Genomic DNA, 15459 nt, shown 5'->3' with positions numbered 1-15459 from the left:
CTGACCGTCAACGTGTTGGCCAAATTGCTGCTGAGATCCGTGCTGTTCGTCCTCCCGAGCCTTACAAAGGCAAAGGCATCCGTTATTCGGATGAGAAGATCACGATCAAAGAGACTAAGAAGAAATAAGGAGCTGCATCATGTTGACCAAGAAAGAGCAGCGTCTCCGTCGTGCACGTCAAACACGCATCCGCATTGCACAGCAAGGCGTGGCCCGTTTGACCGTGAACCGCACCAACCTGCACATTTACGCCAGCGTTATCTCTGGTTGCGGAACCAAAGTGTTGGCCAGTGCCTCTACAGCCGAAGCCGAAGTGCGTACAGCACTGGGCACGACAGGCAAAGGTGGCAATGCCGCCGCCGCCGCCGTCATTGGCAAGCGCATTGCTGAAAAAGCAAAAGCTGCTGGCGTTGAGAAGGTCGCCTTCGACCGCGCAGGTTTCGCTTACCACGGTCGTGTCAAGGCTTTGGCCGAGGCAGCCCGTGAAGCAGGTCTGCAGTTCTAAACGGATCGGAGTTACAAATGGCTAAATTTACAGCAAAACCGCAAAGCGACGGTCCTGAAGACGGTCTGCGCGAAAAGATGATCGCGGTCAACCGCGTGACCAAGGTGGTCAAGGGTGGCCGTATCCTGGGTTTCGCAGCCTTGACAGTGGTCGGTGACGGCGATGGCAAAGTGGGCATGGGCAAAGGCAAATCGAAAGAAGTGCCAGTGGCTGTGCAAAAAGCGATGGAAGAAGCCCGTCGCAACCTGGCCAAAGTCCACCTCAAAAATGGCACCATTCACCACGCAGTGAACGGTCACCACGGCGCAGCCCGCGTCATGATGGCTCCAGCGCCAAAAGGTACCGGCATCATTGCTGGCGGCCCAATGCGCGCTGTGTTCGAAGTGGTGGGTATCACCGACATCGTGGCCAAGAGCCATGGTTCTTCGAATCCTTACAACATGGTTCGCGCCACTCTGGACGCCCTGGCCAACTGCACAACAGCCTCTAACGTTGCTGCCAAGCGTGGCAAGTCGGTCGAAGAGTTGTTCGTCTGAACTGGAGATCGAACATGTCTACCCAAACTACCGTGAAAGTCCAATTGGTGCGTAGCCCCATTGGTACCAAGCAATCCCACCGCGACACCGTTCGTGGCTTGGGTCTGCGCAAACTCAACAGCGTCAGCGAATTGCAGGACACGCCCGCAGTGCGCGGCATGATCAACAAGATCAGCTACCTGGTCAAAGTTCTCTAAGAGGCCGATGATGGAACTCAATAGCATCAAGCCCGCAGAAGGCTCCAAGCACGCCGCACGTCGTGTTGGCCGTGGTATCGGTTCGGGTCTGGGTAAAACCGCCGGCCGTGGTCACAAGGGTCAAAAATCCCGCTCTGGCGGTTACCATAAAGTGGGCTTCGAAGGCGGTCAAATGCCTCTGCAGCGCCGTCTGCCCAAGCGCGGTTTCAAATCACACTTGTTGAAATACAACGCAGAAATCACCTTGACCACACTGAGTGAGCTCGGTTTGGCTGAAGTGGATCTGTTGACCCTGAAGCAAGCTGGCCTCGTGCCTGAGCTGGCCAAGGTGGTCAAAGTGATCAAAACTGGCGAACTCACCACAGCCGTCAAGCTGACGGGTATCGGTGCGACAGCAGGTGCCAAGGCAGCGATTGAAGCTGCTGGTGGCTCCGTGGCCTGAATGTTGATGGTCGAGACGCATCGTGGCAACCAACGCTAATCAGATCGCCAAGACAGGCAAGTTCGGAGACCTGCGTCGCCGACTGGTCTTCTTGTTGCTCGCGTTGGTCGTCTACCGCGCAGGCGCACACATTCCAGTTCCTGGCATTGATCCTGAGCAGCTCAAGCAGTTGTTCAACGGTCAACAAGGTGGCATCCTGAGCTTGTTCAACATGTTCTCGGGCGGAGCCTTGTCTCGGTTCACCGTGTTCGCCTTGGGCATCATGCCTTACATCTCTGCTTCCATCGTGATGCAGTTGCTGACCTACGTTCTTCCTGCTTTCGAGCAGATGAAGAAAGAGGGCGAGGCAGGTCGTCGCAAGATCACGCAATACACACGTTTTGGTGCACTCGGCTTGGCCGTTTTCCAATCTTTGGGTATCGCCATTGCGCTGGAAGCATCTGCAGGGCTTGTGATCAACCCAGGCATGGGCTTTCGCATGACAGCTGTGGTCAGTTTGACTGCTGGCACGATGTTCCTGATGTGGCTGGGTGAGCAAATCACTGAGCGTGGCTTGGGCAACGGTATTTCGATTCTGATTTTTGCAGGTATCGCCGCTGGCTTGCCCAGCGCACTGGGTGGTTTGTTTGAATTGGTGCGTACCGGTGCAATGAACCCTCTGGTGTCCATGATGATCATTGCGGTCGTGGTCTTGGTGACTTACTTCGTGGTGTTTGTTGAGCGTGGTCAGCGCAAGATTTTGGTGAATTACGCACGCCGTCAGGTGGGCAATAAGGTGTATGGCGGTCAATCGTCGCACTTGCCGCTCAAGTTGAACATGGCTGGCGTCATTCCTCCGATCTTTGCCTCGTCGATTATTTTGTTGCCTGCAACAGTGATCAACTGGTTCAGTTCAGGCGAGACAAACAGTGCAGTGGTTCGTTTTTTCAAAGACGTTGCCAGCACCTTGACGCCAGGTCAGCCGATCTATGTCATGTTGTATGCGGCCGCCATCATCTTCTTCTGCTTTTTCTACACCGCTTTGGTATTCAATAGCCGTGAAACTGCAGATAACCTGAAGAAAAGTGGTGCGTTCATTCCAGGTATTCGCCCGGGTGATCAAACTGCTCGCTACATCGACAGGATTTTGTTGCGCCTGACTTTGGCCGGTGCTGCTTACATCACCTTTGTCTGTCTGCTGCCTGAGTTCCTGATTCTGAAATACAATGTTCCGTTTTACTTTGGCGGCACATCCCTGCTGATCATTGTGGTGGTCACGATGGATTTCATGGCCCAGGTACAGAATTATTTGATGTCTCAACAGTACGAATCGCTTTTGAAGAAAGCGAGTTTCAAGTCCTGACCGGCTTGCGTACGAATTCCTGCTGCAAGGTGGGACCACCATTTAAGCCTGACTGAAAGGTCGGGCCGAACAAAGAGTTTTAGGAGAGAACCATGAGAGTTTCTGCTTCGGTGAAAAAAATTTGCCGCAACTGCAAGATCATTCGCCGTAAAGGCGTTGTTCGTGTGATCTGTACAGATCCACGTCACAAGCAGCGTCAAGGCTGATTGAACTAGTTTTAGAGGACGAAAATGGCACGTATCGCTGGCATCAACATTCCGCCGCACAAACATGCTGAAATTGGCTTGACCGCCATCTTTGGTATTGGTCGCACCCGCGCTCGACAAATTTGCGAAGCCTCTGGCATCGCTTATTCCAAGAAGATCAAAGATCTGACGGATGCCGATCTGGAAAAAATCCGCGACCAAATCGCAGCATTCACCATTGAAGGTGATTTGCGCCGTGAAACCACCATGAACATCAAGCGTTTGATGGACATTGGTTGCTACCGTGGTTTCCGCCACCGTCGCGGTTTGCCCATGCGCGGCCAGCGTACACGTACCAATGCACGCACTCGCAAGGGTCCGCGCAAAGGCGCAGCGGCTCTGAAGAAATAAGCAGGATTGAGAGACCACTATGGCTAAAGCACAATCAAACAGCGCAGCACAACGCGTCCGTAAAAAAGTCCGCAAGAACATTGCTGACGGCATCGCACACGTTCACGCTTCGTTCAACAACACCATCATCACGATCACCGATCGCCAAGGCAATGCATTGTCTTGGGCTTCTTCGGGTGGCCAAGGTTTCAAGGGTTCGCGCAAATCGACACCTTTCGCAGCCCAGGTTGCTTCCGAAGTGGCTGGTCGTGCAGCACAAGAACAAGGCATCAAGAACCTCGACGTCGAAATCAAGGGCCCAGGTCCTGGTCGCGAGTCTTCCGTTCGTGCCTTGGGTGCATTGGGCATCCGCATTACATCGATTGCCGATGTGACGCCCGTCCCGCACAACGGCTGCCGCCCTCAAAAGCGTCGTCGTATCTAATTTCAAACCAAGCCCACCGCCAGGCCTTGCTTGCATCGCCTGGCTCCCGCATTTCTGATGCGGTAGTTGCATAAAAGGAAAATCAAGTGGCACGTTACCTCGGCCCCAAGGCCAAACTTTCCCGCCGCGAAGGCACTGACTTGTTCCTGAAGAGCGCACGCCGCTCGATCGCTGACAAGTCTAAATTCGACACCAAGCCCGGCCAACACGGTCGCACTTCGGGTCAACGCACTTCCGACTACGGTCTGCAATTGCGTGAGAAGCAAAAAGTCAAGCGCATGTACGGCGTGCTGGAGAAGCAATTCCGTCGCTACTTCGCTGAAGCCGATCGCCGCAAAGGCAACACTGGCTCCAACTTGCTGTCTTTGCTCGAGTGCCGCCTGGACAACGTCGTTTACCGCATGGGCTTTGGCTCTACACGTGCTGAAGCACGTCAGATGGTGTCGCACAAGGCGATCACCGTGAATGGCCAGTCCGTGAACATCCCTTCTTACCTGGTCAAGGCCGGTGACGTGATCGCTGTGCGCGAGAAGTCCAAGAAGCAAAACCGTGTGGTTGAAGCACTGCAGTTGGCTGCACAAGTGGGCATGCCTGCTTGGGTCGAAGTCAATGCCGACAAAGCAGAAGGCACCTTCAAGAAGGTTCCTGACCGCGACGAATTCGGCGCTGACATCAACGAATCGTTGATCGTCGAACTGTATTCTCGTTAATACGTCGTTTCAATCGTTCCCGGCGCACAAGGCATTGTGGGCCGGGTGCTTCATCAGCCTTACCGGTGTAACGGACCGGGGGTATTGAGAGGAAGTCTGAATGCAAACCAATCTGTTGAAACCCAAAGCCATCCAAGTCGAACAACTGGCGGCCAACCGTGCCAAAGTCACGTTGGAGCCTTTCGAGCGTGGCTACGGTCACACGCTGGGCAACGCCCTGCGTCGCGTTTTGCTGTCCTCCATGGTCGGCTATTCCGCAACCGAAGTGACCATTGCCGGCGTGGTGCATGAGTACTCGTCCATCGACGGCGTTCAAGAAGATGTGGTCAACATCTTGTTGAACCTCAAAGGTGTCGTGTTCAAGTTGCACAACCGTGATGAAGTGACCCTGAGTTTGCGCAAAGATGGCGAAGGCGCTGTCACGGCTGCTGACATCCAGACACCTCACGATGTTGAAATCATCAACCCTGAGCATGTCATCGCCAACCTGTCGCAAGGCGGCAAGCTGGACATGCAGATCAAGGTCGAAAAGGGCCGTGGCTATGTGCCAGGTTCCATGCGCCGTTTTGCCGATGAGCCAACCAAGGCTTTGGGCCGCATCGTTCTCGACGCTTCGTTCTCGCCCGTCAAGCGTGTGAGCTACACCGTTGAAAGCGCTCGCGTTGAGCAGCGTACTGATCTGGACAAGTTGGTCATCGAAATCGAAACCAACGGTGCCATCACGGCTGAAGATGCTGTGCGCGCTTCGGCCAAGATCCTGGTTGAGCAATTGGCTGTGTTCGCACAGCTCGAAGGCAGCGAATTGTCTGCTTTCGATGCACCTGCCGCTCGCGGTGGTGCAGGCAGCTTCGATCCGATCTTGCTGCGCCCTGTGGACGAGCTCGAACTCACTGTTCGTTCGGCCAACTGCCTCAAAGCAGAAAACATTTACTACATCGGCGACCTCATCCAGCGTACCGAGAATGAATTGCTCAAGACCCCTAACTTGGGTCGCAAGTCACTCAACGAAATCAAGGAAGTTTTGGCTTCCCGTGGTCTGACTTTGGGCATGAAGCTCGAAGCCTGGCCACCCGCTGGTCTGGAAAAGCGATAATCCCCAATTCCCGGAAAAATTCCGGGGTGTGCACGGGCAGTACCTGATACGGCTGCCTGTTTAATAAAGAAAGGTAAGCACCATGCGTCACGGACACGGACTTCGTAAACTCAATCGCACCAGCTCGCACCGCCTTGCGATGCTGCAGAACATGATGAACTCGCTCATCGAGCATGAAGTCATCAAAACCACTGTGCCTAAGGCCAAAGAATTGCGCCGCGTGATCGAGCCCATGATCACTTTGGCCAAAGTTGACAACTTGTCGAACCGTCGCTTGGCGTTCAACCGTTTGCGTGACCGCGACAGCGTCACCAAATTGTTCAATGTGTTGGGCCCACGTTCGGCTTCGCGTCCTGGTGGTTACACACGTATCCTGAAAATGGGTTACCGTGTGGGCGACAACGCACCGATGGCTTTGGTCGAATTGGTCGATCGCGCTGATTCTTCTGCCGAACAAGCTGCAGAATAAGGTATAATTAACCTCTTACCGCGGGGTGGAGCAGTCTGGTAGCTCGTTGGGCTCATAACCCAAAGGTCGTTGGTTCAAATCCGGCCCCCGCAACCAAATTTTGGCGCAAGCTGATTTTCAAAAAATGCCCTCTTCGGAGGGCTTTTTTGTTGCTGTAAATTGTTAAGGCAGTCGACTGAGCAAGCCTTCTATGGCTGCTTGGACGGTGGCCCGTCTGATCTGAGTCCGATCGCCTGAAAACAGCCGCTTTTCAGCTTTGGCAATGCCATCCACACACCAAGCGAGCCACACTGTTCCTACGGGTTTATCAGCAGAGCCACCGGCGGGCCCGGCGATCCCAGTCACCGCCACGCTGACTATGGCGTTGGAGCGGTAGCATGCCCCAAGTGCCATGGCACGCGCCACCGATTCGCTGACTGCACCGTCCTTCAAAATCAAGTCAGGCGGAACACCCAAGAGCTCTGTCTTTGCTTCGTTGGAATAAGTCACAAAGCCTCGTTCAAACCAAGCGCTGGAGCCTGGCAAGTCTGTGCAGTGGGCGGCAATCATGCCGCCGGTGCAACTTTCGGCGGTGGCCAACATCCACTGTTTGCGCAGCAGTCGCTCGGCCAGAGCGGTGCTCATGTTGTTCACTACAGCCATCTCCACAGGGCGATCACGAGCAAGGTGCAAGCGGCAGCAACGAGGTCGTCAAAAATAATCCCCCAACCGCCTCGCCAACCGAAGCCCTTGAAAAGTTGATCCGCCCAAGCCACGGGCCCGGGCTTGACCGCATCAAAAAAGCGGAACAAGGCAAAGGCGCAAAGTTGTCCAACAAATCCGGTGGGCATGATGAGCCAGAAAATCAGCCACATGGCGACGATTTCATCCCAAACAATCGAGCCGGGATCTGAAACGCCCATATTCCTGGCGGTGACGGTGCAGGCCCACCAGCCGAACAAGATGGCGCACACGATCAAAAGTCCTTGGGCCGTCGTTGACAAGACGTTATGAATCACCAACCAGGACACCCAGCCCCAGAGACTGCCAACAGTCCCGGGCGCCTTGGGGGCAAGGCCGGAGCCCAGGCCCAAGGCCACGGCATGCGCAGGGTGTGACAGCATGAACCTTGCATTGGGTCGCACGGGCGCGTGAGAGGGCTGCGGTGAATCGTTCATCTTCAGGCGAAATGGTCAAACGAGCGGTGGTGGTGCTGTACGGGCTGGCCATGTGCATCGTGCAGAACAAGCCCGGGTGCAGGGGTGATCTGACCGATGCGGGTCACACGCGTGTGGGCATGCGCAGCCGCAGCAAGCACCAATCCACGGGCCTCTGCGGGAGCGGTGAAAACCAACTCATAGTCATCCCCACCAGACAACACGCAGTGTGAAGCCAAGTCCGCTGGGCATTTCCAATCAGCAGATACGGCCATGAGATCTGCCGTTGCCGTCAGATCAATCTCTGCGCCAACCTTGCTGGCCTTGAGGATGTGCCCCAGATCGCCCAGCAGCCCATCGCTGATGTCGGCCATGGCGGTGGCCACGCCGCGCAAGGACTGGCCCAGCGCAAGGCGTGGCTCAGGCATTTCCATGCGAAGCCGCGCTGCATCGAACACGGATTGGGGCAAGCTGATGTGGCCGCGAAAAGCCTCCAAGGCGAGGCGGGCATCGCCCAGGTAGCCGCTGACATACAGATCATCTCCTGCGCGTGCACCAGACCTCAGCACAGCCTGCGCACAGGGGACTTCGCCCATGACGGTGATGGCGATGTTGAGCGGGCCTTGCGTGGTGTCGCCACCGATCAGTTCGCAGCCGTGCGCATCGGCCAGCTGGAAGAGGCCTGTGGAGAAGCCCGCCAACCAATTTTCATCGGCACGGGGCAGCGCCAAAGACAGCAGGAAAACACGGGGCGTGGCGCCGCAAGCGGCCAGATCACTCAGGTTGACGGCCAGCGATTTGTGGCCCAGCCGAACGGGGTCCACCGTAGACAAAAAATGCCGACCTTCCACCAGCATGTCGGCGGAGATGGCCAGTTGATGGCCTGGCTGTGGCGTCCAAATGGCGCAGTCGTCGCCAATGCCCACGTCGGCTTGCCGCGCAGGTCGCTTGAAAAAACGTTCAATCAGGTCAAATTCACCCATGGCCCGAGCTTAACCGCAAGCGGGCACCCTCAATGCAAGGTGCGCCCGGAAACACCAGAGCCAGAGGCATCAAGCACAAAGGTGTCGATGGGTGCATCAAAACGGTGGCCATCTGCGGCCACAAAAAAGTAGCTGCCGTGCATGGTGCCGCTGGCGGTGCGCAGGCGGCAGCCGCTGGTGTATTGAAACGATTCACCGGGCGCCAGCAAAGGCTGCTGTCCGACCACGCCCAAACCTTTGACTTCCTCGCTGTGTCCTTGGTCGTCCTGGATGATCCAGTGGCGTGCAATCAACTGCGCGGGCGCAGTGCCGGTGTTGGTCACCGTGATCGTGTAGGCGAAGGCAAACACCTTGTGAAGTGGATCGCTTTGCTCGGCCACGTATTGGGGCAGAACGTCAATTTGGATGGCGTATGCAGACATGGGGCCATGTTAACTGCGACAATTCAAACATGACGACGACTTACCGAATTGCCCCTTCCATCCTCTCGGCTGATTTCGCCCGCCTTGGCGAAGAAGTCAAGAGCGTCATCGACGCCGGCGCCGACTGGATCCACTTCGATGTGATGGACAACCACTACGTGCCGAACCTGACCTTCGGCCCCATGATTTGCCAGGCTTTGAAGCCCCATGCCAAGACGGCAGCGGGCTTGGCCGTGCCCATTGACGTGCATCTGATGATTTCCCCTGTGGATGCACTGGCCGCATCGTTTGCTGACGCCGGTGCGGATCTGATCAGCTTCCACCCCGATGCCAGTGCCCATGTGCACCGCAGCATCCAGGCCATCAAGAGCAAGGGCGTGAAGGCCGGTTTGGTGTTCAACCCCGCAGAGCCCCTGGATGTGCTGGAGTGGACGATTGACGAGATCGACCTGATCTTGATCATGAGCGTCAACCCCGGCTTTGGCGGCCAGGGCTTCATCGATTCGGCCTTGCGCAAGATTGAGCACGCACGCAAGCTGATCGATGCCAGCGGCAGAGACATTCGCCTCGAAGTGGATGGCGGCATCAAGGCCGACAACATCCGCCGCGTGGCCGATGCGGGTGCCGACACCTTTGTGGCCGGCAGCGCCATTTTCGGCAAGCCCGATTACAAAACAGTGATCGACCAAATGCGCAAGGCACTGGTCTGATGTCTTTGGTGATTCAAGCGGCCATCGTGGATCTGGATGGCACAATGGTCGACACATTGGGTGATTTTGAAATCGCCCTGAACCACACCATGGCCGACTTGGACTTGCCGCCGATCACGCGTGCATTGGTGGAGCGGACGGTGGGCAAGGGTTCGGAGCACCTGATCCGTTCGGTGCTGGCCCATCAGCTGGCACAGCCCGAGGCGAATGCCAGCCCTTGCGTGACAGTAGACACGCTGTACGAGCCGGCCTGGCAGCGTTACCAACACCACTACTTGCTGTGCAATGGCCAGCACTCGGACGTTTATCCAGGCGTTGTCGAGGGCTTGCAGGCTTTGCAAGGCGCGGGCATACGCCTGGCTTGCCTGACCAACAAACCTTTGTCTTTCGCCCAGCCGCTGCTGCAGGCCAAGGGCCTGGCAGGCTATTTCGACCATGTCTTTGGTGGCGACAGCTTTGAGCGCAAGAAGCCAGACCCTTTGCCCATCCTAAAGACCTGTGCAGCATTGGGCACTGCCGTGGGCAATACCTTGATGGTCGGCGACTCCAGCAACGATGCCCAGGCCGCCCATGCGGCAGCTTGTCCGGTGGTGTTGGTGACCTATGGCTACAACCATGGGCGCCCCATTCAGGAAACCCCCGCGGCAGCCTGGCTGGACTCGCTGGCCGAATTGCCGACATGGCTCCAAACGGGGCGGGGCTGAGCCGTTCAAAAATGCCCGGCGGGCTTTGCTACACTAGGTCCATCATGTTCATCATCCTCAGCCACTCCTGCGCAGCCTGCCTGCCGAGCCATTCCCAAACGGAAGGCCGGGGAGCCTGGCCCTGGCGTCAGCCAGCCTGACATCGCCTGAACCGTGCGGCCCCTGCCGCCACCCGCGCCCGGCACTGGCTGGGCATTTGGATGAATGAATGCACCTCCGTTGAGGTTGCCGAGCTGTTGGAGGCTCTTGCCCGTGATCACCGAACTTGAATTCAAAAGCCTGGCCAGCCAAGGCTACAACCGCATTCCTCTCATGCTGGAGGCTTTTGCGGACCTGGAAACCCCCCTGTCGCTTTACTTGAAGCTGGCCCACACCAAGGACAACGGCAAGTACAGCTTCTTGCTGGAATCGGTGGTCGGCGGTGAGCGCTTTGGCCGCTACAGCTTCATCGGCCTGCCAGCCCGCACGCTGGTGCGCGCCAGTGGCTTTGGGGCCGACGCCAAGACCGAGGTCGTGCGCGACGGGGTGGTGGTCGAGACCGCATCGGGCAACCCGCTGGACTTCATTGAGCAATACCAAACCCGCTTCAAAGTGGCTTTGCGTCCTGGCTTGCCGCGTTTTTGCGGCGGACTGGCGGGCTACTTCGGTTACGACGCGGTGCGCTACATCGAGAAGAAGCTGGAAAAATCCTGCCCGCCCGACACGCTGGGCACGCCAGACATCATGCTGCTGCAATGCGAAGAGCTGGCGGTGATCGACAACCTGTCGGGCAAGCTCTACTTGATCGTTTATGCAGACCCCGCGCAGCCTGAGGCCTATGCGGGTGCCAAGAAACGCCTGCGCGATTTGAAAGAGCAGCTCAAATATTCGGTCAGCGCACCGGTGGTCAAGGCCAGCCAGTCTTATCCGGCTGAGCGTGACTTTGCCAAGGCCGATTACATCGCGGCGGTTGAAAAGGCCAAGGAGCTGATCGCTGCAGGTGACTTCATGCAGGTGCAGGTTGGTCAGCGCATCAAAAAGCGCTACACCGAGAGCCCCTTGTCGCTGTACCGTGCACTGCGCTCGCTGAACCCCAGCCCCTACATGTATTTCTACAACCTGGGCGACTTCCATGTGGTGGGGGCCAGCCCCGAGATTTTGGTGCGCCAGGAGCAAACCGAAGAGGGCGCCAAAGTCATCATCCGCCCGCTGGCCGGGACGCGCCCGCGCGGCGCCACACCCGAAAAAGACAAAGCGGCAGAACAAGAGTTGATCAACGACCCCAAGGAGCGTGCCGAGCACGTGATGTTGATCGATCTGGCACGCAACGACATTGGGCGCATCGCCCAGATCGGCTCGGTCAAGGTGACCGAAGCCTTTGTGGTGGAGCGCTACAGCCATGTCATGCACATCGTGAGCAACGTCGAAGGCTTGCTCAACGAGGGCATGACCAATATGGACGTGCTCAAGGCCACCTTCCCTGCGGGCACCCTGACGGGCGCACCCAAAGTGCACGCCATGGAACTGATTGACCAGTTGGAGCCGGTCAAGCGCGGGCTGTATGGCGGCGCCTGCGGCTACATCAGCTACGCGGGCGACATGGATGTGGCCATTGCGATCCGCACGGCCGTCATCAAGGACCAGACCCTGTATGTGCAGGCGGCCGCCGGTGTGGTGGCCGATTCGGTGCCCGAGATGGAGTGGCGCGAAACCGAGCACAAGGCGCGTGCCTTGTTGCGGGCCAGCGAGTTGGTCGAAGAAGGTTTGGAGTGAACGCCATGACAAAGAAAATCAAATTGCTCATGGTGGACAACTACGACTCGTTCACCTTCAACATCGTTCAGTATTTCGGTGAACTCGGCGCAGAGGTCGAAGTCTTTCGCAACGACGAAATCACACTCGAAGGCATCGCCGCAAGAAAGCCCGACCGTCTGGTGATCTCGCCCGGGCCGTGCTCACCTGCCGAGGCGGGTGTCTCGGTGGCGGCGATCCAGCATTTCGCGGGCAAGCTGCCGATTCTGGGGGTGTGCTTGGGTCACCAGAGCATTGGCGCGGCCTTTGGCGGCAAGATCGTGCGGGCGCAAGAGTTGATGCATGGCAAGACCAGCGTCATCACCACCACGCAAGAGGGGGTGTTTGCAGGCTTGCCTGAGAAATTCACCGTCAACCGTTACCACTCTCTCGCGATCGAGCGGGCGTCTTGCCCTGCTTGCCTCAAAGTCACGGCCTGGACCGATGACGGCGAAATCATGGGCGTGCGCTACACCGAACTCGACATCGAGGGCGTGCAGTTCCACCCCGAATCGATCCTCACCGAGCATGGCCATGCCATGTTGAAGAACTTCCTCGTGCGCGACTGAGCCTTACGCGGTCACGCCATTCCAGCCAGGACAAGCCCATGCCCATCACCCCTCAAGAAGCGCTCCAGCGCACCATCGAGCACCGTGAAATCTTTCACGATGAAATGCTGAAGATCATGCGCATGATCATGAATGGCGAGTTGTCGCCGGTCATGACGGCGGCCCTCATCACCGGTCTGCGTGTGAAGAAGGAAACGATTGGCGAGATCACGGCTGCAGCCCAGGTGATGCGTGAGTTTTCCACCAAGGTGAAGGTGACCAACCCCTCGAACCTGGTGGACATCGTCGGCACAGGCGGCGATGGCGCGCACACCTTCAACATCTCGACGTGCGCCATGTTCGTGGCCGCTGCGGCCGGGGCCAAAACGGCCAAGCATGGCGGGCGCAGCGTGAGCAGCAAATCGGGCAGCGCCGATGTGGTCGAGGCCTTGGGGGCCAACCTCAACCTCACGCCAGAGCAGATCACCCGCTCGATTGAAGAGGTGGGCATTGGCTTCATGTTCGCGCCCAACCACCACCCGGCCATGAAGAATGTGGCGCCGGTGCGCAAAGAGCTGGGCATTCGCACCATCTTCAACATCCTGGGGCCGTTGACCAATCCGGCTGGCGCACCGAACATCTTGATGGGTGTGTTCCATTCTGATTTGGTGGGCATTCAGGTGCGGGCGTTGCAGCGTTTGGGTGCCGAGCATGCGTTGGTGGTGTATGGCCGCGATGGCATGGACGAGATCAGTTTGGGGGCCTCCACTTTGGTCGGGGAGCTCAAGAACGGCCAGATCACCGAATACGAAATCCACCCGGAAGACTTTGGCTTGCCGATGGCCAGCAACCGGGCGCTCCGGGTCGAGACGCCGGAGCAGTCTTTGGCCGTGTTGCGCGGCGTGCTGGACAACCAGCCCGGCGCGGCGCGTGACATCGTGACCCTCAATGCCGGTGCGGCTTTGTATGCGGCCAATGTGGCAGCCAGCATTGCCGAAGGCGTGGAGCGCGCGCGCGTGGCCATCGAGTCCGGTGCTGCCAAAGCCAAGCTGGCGCAGTTTGTGGCCTTCAGTCAGGCCGCCTGATGTGGCGCGATGAAGGCGCCTGGATCGCCTTGGGTGTATCGGCCTTGTTCGTCCTCGCGGGCGTGGTGATGCACCACGTCTTTGTTCGTATTTTGAAAACTGGCGCAGATGCGTCCGATCGGGAAAATCAGCATGAGTGACATCCTCAACAAAATCGTCGCAGTCAAACGCGAAGAGGTCGCTGCCGCCTTGGGCAAAAAATCCTTGGCCGCCATGCGCGCGGATGCGGAAAGCCGTGTGCTGACCCGTGACTTCGAAGGCGCGATGCGCGCCAAGATGGCAGCAGGCCAAGCGGCCGTGATCGCCGAGATCAAAAAAGCCAGCCCCTCCAAAGGCGTGCTGCGTGTTGACTTCATCCCAGCAGACATCGCGCAAAGCTATGCCGAGCATGGTGCCGCGTGTTTGTCGGTGCTGACCGACAAACAGTTTTTCCAGGGCAGCGTGGACTACCTCAAGCAAGCCCGGGCCAGTTGCGATCTGCCCGTGCTGCGCAAGGACTTCATGGTGGACGCCTATCAGGTCTATGAGGCGCGTGCCATGGGGGCCGATGCGATCTTGTTGATCGCTGCGTGCCTGGACGATGCGCAAATGGCCGACTTGGAAGCGATGGCGCGTGGCTTGGACATGGCGGTGTTGGTGGAAGTGCATGACCGCCCAGAGCTGGAGCGCGCCCTGAAGCTCAAGACCCGTTTGGTGGGCATCAACAACCGGAACTTGCGCACTTTTGAAGTGAGCTTGCAGACCACCTTGGACATGCTGCCCGACGTGCCGGCAGACCGCTTGCTGGTGACAGAAAGCGGTATCTTGAATGCGGCGGATGTGCAGCGCATGCGCGATGCGAATGTCCATGCCTTCCTGGTGGGTGAGGCCTTCATGCGCGCCGCCGAGCCCGGCGAGGCGCTGGCCCAATTGTTTGGCTGAATCGCGTGACGCAGCAGGGCCTGCTCTTTGACGCGCCACCTGTTGCCAGGCGCTTGAACCGTTGGCCGCCAGACCTGACGGGTCTGGACCCTGCATGGGCCGCCTTGGTTCAGGATTTCTTGGCTTCGGCCGCAGGGCAAAGCTTGTCGGCCCGCTTGAGCGAAAGATTGGCCTCGGGGGCGGTGGTGTACCCCCCTGAGCCATTGAGGGCATTGACCTTGACGCCGCTCAGTCAGGTGCATGTGGTGATTCTGGGTCAAGACCCTTACCACGGGCCAGGGCAGGCCGAGGGCCTGTCTTTTTCTGTGCCCGATGGCGTTCGTGTGCCACCCAGTTTGCGGAACATCTTCAAGGAACTGAATCAAAGTCTGGGTTTGCCGGTGCCTGCGCAAGGCTCCTTGGTGCGTTGGGCCCAGCAAGGCGTTTTGCTGCTCAATGCGTGTTTGACGGTGGAAGGCGGGCAGGCCGCCAGCCATGCCGGTTGGGGCTGGGAGGTTTTGACCGATGCCCTGATCCGGGCGGTGGCGCAAAGTGCGCAGCCCGTGGTGTTCATGCTGTGGGGCGCGCATGCCCAGGCCAAAAAAAGCCTGATCGATGCGGTCAGCGGCGATGCGCGTCACCTGGTTTTGCAGTCGAACCATCCCTCGCCCTTGTCGGCCATGCGGCCCCCGATACCCTTCCTGGGCTGTCGTCATTTCGCGCTGGCCAATGATTTTTTGATGCAGCGTGGCCCAAAAACCATCGATTGGTAAAAACTTTTTCGCCTGACTTGCGACATTTGCGGAAAAGGTGGCATAATTTGAGGCTCGCTCCGGAGGGGTGCCCGAGTGGCTAAAGGGGGCAGACTGTAAATCTGTTGGCTTACG

General features: G+C 57.9%; 24 protein-coding genes and 1 tRNA gene. 20 read left to right on the top strand and 5 right to left on the bottom strand.

Annotated elements, in window-relative coordinates:
• The 13 genes from rplF to Q1W40_RS02925 all read left to right on the top strand — a co-directional run.
• Nucleotides 1–128: 50S ribosomal protein L6 (gene rplF / locus Q1W40_RS02985; protein WP_300708722.1), on the top strand; the 128-nt coding region annotated here is incomplete at its 5' end.
• Nucleotides 129–139: 11 nt separating this feature from the next.
• Nucleotides 140–505 (top strand): 50S ribosomal protein L18, encoded by a 366-nt coding sequence (gene rplR, locus Q1W40_RS02980; RefSeq protein ID WP_300708720.1) that lies wholly within the window; start codon nt 140–142, stop codon nt 503–505.
• 17 nt (nt 506–522) lie between these two features.
• Nucleotides 523–1041: a 30S ribosomal protein S5 gene (rpsE, locus tag Q1W40_RS02975; protein WP_300708718.1), complete on the top strand. Its 519-nt coding sequence runs from the start codon at nt 523–525 to the stop codon at nt 1039–1041.
• A 14-nt stretch (nt 1042–1055) separates the two neighbouring features.
• Nucleotides 1056–1238 (top strand): 50S ribosomal protein L30, encoded by a 183-nt coding sequence (gene rpmD / locus Q1W40_RS02970; RefSeq protein ID WP_108324094.1) that lies wholly within the window; start codon nt 1056–1058, stop codon nt 1236–1238.
• Between the two features lie 10 nt (nt 1239–1248).
• The gene (rplO, locus tag Q1W40_RS02965; RefSeq protein WP_300708714.1) at nt 1249–1680 is read left to right on the top strand and encodes a 50S ribosomal protein L15; all 432 of its coding nucleotides are present in this window, start codon (nt 1249–1251) and stop codon (nt 1678–1680) included.
• 22 nt (nt 1681–1702) lie between these two features.
• Nucleotides 1703–3022: a preprotein translocase subunit SecY gene (secY, locus tag Q1W40_RS02960; RefSeq protein ID WP_300708712.1), complete on the top strand. Its 1320-nt coding sequence runs from the start codon at nt 1703–1705 to the stop codon at nt 3020–3022.
• 92 nt (nt 3023–3114) lie between these two features.
• Nucleotides 3115–3228: a 50S ribosomal protein L36 gene (rpmJ, locus tag Q1W40_RS02955; protein WP_011481465.1), complete on the top strand. Its 114-nt coding sequence runs from the start codon at nt 3115–3117 to the stop codon at nt 3226–3228.
• 24 nt (nt 3229–3252) lie between these two features.
• On the top strand, nt 3253–3618 hold the full coding sequence (rpsM, locus tag Q1W40_RS02950; protein ID WP_062407210.1) for a 30S ribosomal protein S13: 366 nt from the start codon (nt 3253–3255) through the stop codon (nt 3616–3618).
• 19 nt (nt 3619–3637) lie between these two features.
• Nucleotides 3638–4042 carry a 30S ribosomal protein S11 gene (rpsK, locus tag Q1W40_RS02945; protein WP_019427456.1) on the top strand — a complete coding sequence of 135 codons (405 nt, stop codon included), beginning with the start codon at nt 3638–3640 and terminating at the stop codon, nt 4040–4042.
• An 86-nt stretch (nt 4043–4128) separates the two neighbouring features.
• Nucleotides 4129–4752, top strand: coding sequence for a 30S ribosomal protein S4 (gene rpsD, locus Q1W40_RS02940; RefSeq protein WP_300708708.1), 624 nt, complete (start codon nt 4129–4131; stop codon nt 4750–4752).
• 100 nt (nt 4753–4852) lie between these two features.
• Nucleotides 4853–5845 (top strand): DNA-directed RNA polymerase subunit alpha, encoded by a 993-nt coding sequence (gene rpoA / locus Q1W40_RS02935; protein WP_108324099.1) that lies wholly within the window; start codon nt 4853–4855, stop codon nt 5843–5845.
• A gap of 82 nt (nt 5846–5927) precedes the next feature.
• Complete coding sequence (rplQ, locus tag Q1W40_RS02930) at nt 5928–6314, top strand: 50S ribosomal protein L17 (RefSeq protein WP_108412504.1); 387 nt, start codon at nt 5928–5930, stop codon at nt 6312–6314.
• 19 nt (nt 6315–6333) lie between these two features.
• Nucleotides 6334–6410, top strand: a tRNA-Met gene (locus Q1W40_RS02925).
• Nucleotides 6411–6476: 66 nt separating this feature from the next.
• Here Q1W40_RS02925 and Q1W40_RS02920 read toward each other — a convergent pair.
• Genes Q1W40_RS02920 through apaG form a run of 4 tightly spaced genes read right to left on the bottom strand, consistent with a single transcriptional unit; the run spans nt 6477 to nt 8855 of the window.
• Nucleotides 6477–6938, bottom strand: a complete 462-nt coding sequence (locus Q1W40_RS02920; protein WP_300708704.1) for a CinA family protein — start codon at nt 6936–6938, stop codon at nt 6477–6479.
• An 8-nt stretch (nt 6939–6946) separates the two neighbouring features.
• Nucleotides 6947–7471 (bottom strand): phosphatidylglycerophosphatase A, encoded by a 525-nt coding sequence (locus Q1W40_RS02915; protein WP_300708702.1) that lies wholly within the window; start codon nt 7469–7471, stop codon nt 6947–6949.
• 2 nt (nt 7472–7473) lie between these two features.
• Nucleotides 7474–8433 (bottom strand): thiamine-phosphate kinase, encoded by a 960-nt coding sequence (thiL, locus tag Q1W40_RS02910; RefSeq protein ID WP_300708700.1) that lies wholly within the window; start codon nt 8431–8433, stop codon nt 7474–7476.
• 29 nt (nt 8434–8462) lie between these two features.
• Entirely contained in the window at nt 8463–8855 is a 393-nt protein-coding gene (gene apaG / locus Q1W40_RS02905; RefSeq protein ID WP_300708698.1) for a Co2+/Mg2+ efflux protein ApaG, read from the bottom strand.
• Between the two features lie 29 nt (nt 8856–8884).
• Here apaG and rpe point away from each other — a divergent pair, with 29 nt between their 5' ends.
• From rpe to trpD, 5 genes are all read left to right on the top strand, one after another.
• Nucleotides 8885–9565, top strand: coding sequence for a ribulose-phosphate 3-epimerase (gene rpe / locus Q1W40_RS02900; protein ID WP_300708696.1), 681 nt, complete (start codon nt 8885–8887; stop codon nt 9563–9565).
• Nucleotides 9565–10269 (top strand): phosphoglycolate phosphatase, encoded by a 705-nt coding sequence (gene gph, locus Q1W40_RS02895; RefSeq protein WP_300708694.1) that lies wholly within the window; start codon nt 9565–9567, stop codon nt 10267–10269. Before rpe ends, gph begins: the two co-directional genes overlap by 1 nt.
• 252 nt (nt 10270–10521) lie before the next feature.
• Nucleotides 10522–12021, top strand: a complete 1500-nt coding sequence (gene trpE / locus Q1W40_RS02890; protein WP_300708692.1) for an anthranilate synthase component I — start codon at nt 10522–10524, stop codon at nt 12019–12021.
• A 5-nt stretch (nt 12022–12026) separates the two neighbouring features.
• Entirely contained in the window at nt 12027–12608 is a 582-nt protein-coding gene (locus Q1W40_RS02885; RefSeq protein ID WP_300708690.1) for an aminodeoxychorismate/anthranilate synthase component II, read from the top strand.
• 38 nt (nt 12609–12646) lie between these two features.
• A complete protein-coding gene (gene trpD / locus Q1W40_RS02880) occupies nt 12647–13672 on the top strand; it encodes an anthranilate phosphoribosyltransferase (protein WP_300708688.1) in 1026 nt (341 codons plus the stop codon).
• On the opposite strand, the gene Q1W40_RS02875 is transcribed toward trpD, so the two are convergent.
• A complete protein-coding gene (locus tag Q1W40_RS02875) occupies nt 13660–13806 on the bottom strand; it encodes a hypothetical protein (RefSeq protein WP_300708686.1) in 147 nt (48 codons plus the stop codon). The two genes, trpD and Q1W40_RS02875, sit on opposite strands and share 13 nt — an antisense overlap.
• On the opposite strand from Q1W40_RS02875, the gene trpC reads away from it, so the two are divergent.
• Complete coding sequence (gene trpC, locus Q1W40_RS02870) at nt 13805–14593, top strand: indole-3-glycerol phosphate synthase TrpC (RefSeq protein WP_300708684.1); 789 nt, start codon at nt 13805–13807, stop codon at nt 14591–14593. The two genes, Q1W40_RS02875 and trpC, sit on opposite strands and share 2 nt — an antisense overlap.
• 53 nt (nt 14594–14646) lie before the next feature.
• Nucleotides 14647–15345 carry a uracil-DNA glycosylase gene (locus Q1W40_RS02865; RefSeq protein WP_300708682.1) on the top strand — a complete coding sequence of 233 codons (699 nt, stop codon included), beginning with the start codon at nt 14647–14649 and terminating at the stop codon, nt 15343–15345.
• Nucleotides 15346–15459: the final 114 nt, after the last annotated feature.

Origin of the sequence: Limnohabitans sp., from assembly GCF_030158565.1 — a bacterium.
Lineage (GTDB): Bacteria > Pseudomonadota > Gammaproteobacteria > Burkholderiales > Burkholderiaceae_C > Limnohabitans_A.
Note: the sequence above shows the minus strand (reverse complement) of the source record. Positions and strands in the feature narration are given on the sequence as shown.

Excerpts from the sequence above, each read along its gene's own strand:
- rplR (WP_300708720.1), top strand. The coding sequence starts at position 140 with ATGTTGACCAAGAAAGAGCAGCGTCTCCGTCGTGCACGTCAAACACGC.
- rpsE (WP_300708718.1), top strand. The coding sequence starts at position 523 with ATGGCTAAATTTACAGCAAAACCGCAAAGCGACGGTCCTGAAGACGGT.
- rpmD (WP_108324094.1), top strand. The coding sequence starts at position 1,056 with ATGTCTACCCAAACTACCGTGAAAGTCCAATTGGTGCGTAGCCCCATT.
- rplO (WP_300708714.1), top strand. The coding sequence starts at position 1,249 with ATGGAACTCAATAGCATCAAGCCCGCAGAAGGCTCCAAGCACGCCGCA.
- rpmJ (WP_011481465.1), top strand. The coding sequence starts at position 3,115 with ATGAGAGTTTCTGCTTCGGTGAAAAAAATTTGCCGCAACTGCAAGATC.
- rpsM (WP_062407210.1), top strand. The coding sequence starts at position 3,253 with ATGGCACGTATCGCTGGCATCAACATTCCGCCGCACAAACATGCTGAA.
- rpsK (WP_019427456.1), top strand. The coding sequence starts at position 3,638 with ATGGCTAAAGCACAATCAAACAGCGCAGCACAACGCGTCCGTAAAAAA.
- rpoA (WP_108324099.1), top strand. The coding sequence starts at position 4,853 with ATGCAAACCAATCTGTTGAAACCCAAAGCCATCCAAGTCGAACAACTG.
- rplQ (WP_108412504.1), top strand. The coding sequence starts at position 5,928 with ATGCGTCACGGACACGGACTTCGTAAACTCAATCGCACCAGCTCGCAC.
- Q1W40_RS02920 (WP_300708704.1), bottom strand. The coding sequence starts at position 6,938 with ATGAGCACCGCTCTGGCCGAGCGACTGCTGCGCAAACAGTGGATGTTG.
- Q1W40_RS02915 (WP_300708702.1), bottom strand. The coding sequence starts at position 7,471 with ATGAACGATTCACCGCAGCCCTCTCACGCGCCCGTGCGACCCAATGCA.
- thiL (WP_300708700.1), bottom strand. The coding sequence starts at position 8,433 with ATGGGTGAATTTGACCTGATTGAACGTTTTTTCAAGCGACCTGCGCGG.
- apaG (WP_300708698.1), bottom strand. The coding sequence starts at position 8,855 with ATGTCTGCATACGCCATCCAAATTGACGTTCTGCCCCAATACGTGGCC.
- rpe (WP_300708696.1), top strand. The coding sequence starts at position 8,885 with ATGACGACGACTTACCGAATTGCCCCTTCCATCCTCTCGGCTGATTTC.
- gph (WP_300708694.1), top strand. The coding sequence starts at position 9,565 with ATGTCTTTGGTGATTCAAGCGGCCATCGTGGATCTGGATGGCACAATG.
- Q1W40_RS02885 (WP_300708690.1), top strand. The coding sequence starts at position 12,027 with ATGACAAAGAAAATCAAATTGCTCATGGTGGACAACTACGACTCGTTC.
- trpD (WP_300708688.1), top strand. The coding sequence starts at position 12,647 with ATGCCCATCACCCCTCAAGAAGCGCTCCAGCGCACCATCGAGCACCGT.
- trpC (WP_300708684.1), top strand. The coding sequence starts at position 13,805 with ATGAGTGACATCCTCAACAAAATCGTCGCAGTCAAACGCGAAGAGGTC.
- Q1W40_RS02875 (WP_300708686.1), bottom strand. The coding sequence starts at position 13,806 with ATGCTGATTTTCCCGATCGGACGCATCTGCGCCAGTTTTCAAAATACG.